Annotated in this window: 1 protein-coding gene and 1 rRNA gene; one reads left to right on the forward strand and one right to left on the reverse strand. The window is 45.9% G+C overall.

Annotated features, from left to right (window positions below):
* Positions 1-128: 128 nt before the first annotated feature.
* The gene (gene amt / locus M3202_RS21880) at positions 129-2,435 is read right to left on the reverse strand and encodes an ammonium transporter (RefSeq protein WP_251225339.1); all 2,307 of its coding nucleotides are present in this window, start codon (positions 2,433-2,435) and stop codon (positions 129-131) included.
* 412 nt (positions 2,436-2,847) lie between these two features.
* On the opposite strand from amt, the gene M3202_RS21885 reads away from it, so the two are divergent.
* Positions 2,848-2,946 (forward strand): 16S ribosomal RNA (locus tag M3202_RS21885); the annotation flags it as partial.

Below are 2,946 nucleotides of genomic sequence, written 5' to 3' on the forward strand. Positions count from 1 at the left end.
CAAGGGCTCAAGAGCGTACTGGAACGTTATGAAACCCTTCGTCAGACTTAACTGAAACCGCCGTATACGGATCCGTACGTACGGTGGTGTGAGAGGTCGGGGGTTAGTCGCCCCCTCCTACTCGATTATTAACCTTGTGTAAGTGTTAACGTTGGATTCGTTTTAAATTGATCGACACTTTGCCGCAGTGTATTGCTTTGCTTCTTCATTTTGATCGAGCTGTCACGAATTTCATCCGACAGGGTACTGGTGTCTTCGGCAATCGCATAAATATCATCAATCGTTTTGACGAGACTGTCCATCTCCTCCTGTTGTCGGAGTCGGTTATGCCCCATTTCAGAGGTTTCTTTACTGATTTTATCGAGTTTTTTCACAAAGGAAGCTGTTTCATTATTCACCGTTAGAATGCTTTCATCAATAAAAGTGAAGCGGCTCGGCAGCTGGGTGAGACTTTTGTACAACGAGTTGAAGCTCATCATAAATGTTTTTAATTGATTTTGCCCCGAGTCAATGATCGTCGCATTTTCTTTTAAAATCGCTGAGATTTGCGTCGTTGCTTCCTGTGATTGATCAGCGAGCTTACGAATCTCATCAGCGACTACGGAGAAGCCTTTGCCGTGCTCACCGGCGCGCGCGGCTTCGATTCTCGCGTTAAGCGAGAGCAGGTTGATTTTTTCGGTAATCGAGTTAATCGTCGTAATTATATTTTCGATCTTTCCTGAGAATTGGGAAATTTGTTCAATATGATTACTCATTTGATCAACGGATTGATGGGTTTCGGCAGTTGATTCGGTTACATCAGCGAGAGAGGAGGACATCTCTCTTATTTCCAGTTGGATTGCATCAAACTTACTGCCGAGCTGTTCCATCGTACTGAAGGATTCCTGGATCGTGGCCAGGACCTGTTCATCCGTCGCGAGCTCCTCCGCCAGCTGGTTTTTCGCCTTTGTGAAGTACTCCTTCGATTTGCCGATATAATCCTTTTGTTGTCCCGAACTTTTCTCAAGCTTCTCGGTCAGCGAGATAAGCTGATCTGAAGCGTGGAAAACAAAGTTCGATTCCGTCTTCACCTGTTCAATCAAGCTATTTAGCCGCAGCAGCAACGTATTAAAGGCGTGATGCAGCTCTGCTGTGTCTTCGCCGGGTTCGACGCGCAATGTTTTTGTTAAATCCCCTTTCGCCGCAGCGATTTCCTGCATGGCGATAATCGAGTCAACCATCGCAATCCGCTCACCATGTTCGGACACATTTAAACCGGCTTCTTCATCTTCGCGGCTAACACGGAGCGGGTAAATCTTGTTAATACTCCAGTAGAGAATATAGCCGAGACCGAAAGCCCAAATGAAAGCTGTGATTACCCCGATCCCCTGAACGCCGATTTGCTGCAGGCGGCTATCTAATGCTAAAAGCTCCGCCTTGCCAAAAAAGCCGATGGCAAGCGTGCCCCATGCCCCGGCAACCCCATGAACAGCAATCGCGCCGATCGCATCATCTACTTTTAATTTTCGTTCAATAAAATGGGAAGCGAGGACGACAATTGCTCCGCCGATTGCTCCGACCAGGAGTGAGTTCAACGGGGACATGACATCTACTCCGGCCGTAATTGCGACAAGTCCGCCAAGAATACCGTTTAAAATGCTTTCGACATGGGGACGCTGATAAAGCCACCATGAAACCGATAAGGCGAGTAAACCGCCGGCGACTGCTGCGAGCTGTGTGTTCAAGGCAATCAGGGCGATATTCGTGTCAGCATAAGTCGTTGACCCAGCGTTAAAGCCGAACCAGCCAAACCAGAGAAGAAAGACCCCAAGCGTCGCCATAACGGCATTGCTTCCTGTAAAGGAGCGGGCTTCTCCACTTTCTGTATATTTGCCGATCCGCGGCCCGATGACAATCGCTGCTGCTAACGCGACCCAGGCGCCAACGGAGTGGACGACGGTCGATCCGGCGAAATCCATAAAGCCGATGCCCTCGAGCCAGCCTTCCTGCCCTTCCTTCCAGAGACTTCCCCATGCCCAGTGTCCGAAAAATGGATAAATGATTAGAATGATTAAAATAGTGCCGATGACATAGCCTGAAAACTTGACGCGCTCTGCTATCGCTCCAGATACAATTGTGGCGGCAGTTCCAGCGAATACAATTTGAAATAATAAAAATGCCCAATTCCATGGATCTTCTTCCATCCCACTATAAAAGAATGAATCAGTTCCAAATAACCCTCCGGCACTTTCCCCGAACATAATAGGAAAGCCGATAAGACTGAACAGGATAGTTGCGATAATAATATCGACAACGTTTTTCATCGCTACATTAATGGAGTTTTTTGCCCGGGTCATTCCAGCCTCTAGTGCAGTGAAGCCCGCTTGCATGATTAAAACAAGTATACTGGCGAGAATGACCCAAACGAAGTTTAGGTGCATTTGTAACTCTTCCACTTGATCCCCTCCCAAAAGCGAATATTCTGAATTTTAAGCTAAGATACCATGTCGCAGGTAAAAAGTCCGAATGATCGTCAGAAAATATAACGTGAATTTTAGAAAATATGACAATTGTTTTATCATATCTAACAAAAAAAGAGCGATAACTTTCCCGATTGATAAAGGTGGAGTTACTTTTAGACTAGCTTTTCCTAATAGGATTGAAGTGGAAGGTGAATTTTTTTGTGAAAATGTGTTGACTTGTCCTAAATCGTTTGATAAGATGATCAAGTCGCTAACAAACGACGCTAACGAGTTCTTTGAAAACTGAACAAAAGCCAAGCGAAAAAAAGAGAAGAATTGTTACTTTGCTAACAAGGAATCTCGTCAATAATGTTTTAAAACGTAAGAGCTTAATCAGCTCACCATTTTTATGGAGAGTTTGATCCTGGCTCAGGACGAACGCTGGCGGCGTGCCTAATACATGCAAGTCGAGCGGATGAACCTGATTGATTCCTTCGGGATGACG

Origin of the sequence: Halalkalibacter oceani, assembly GCF_023715605.1 — a bacterium.
In the GTDB taxonomy this organism is placed as follows: Bacteria; Bacillota; Bacilli; order Bacillales; family Bacillaceae_D; genus Halalkalibacter; species Halalkalibacter oceani.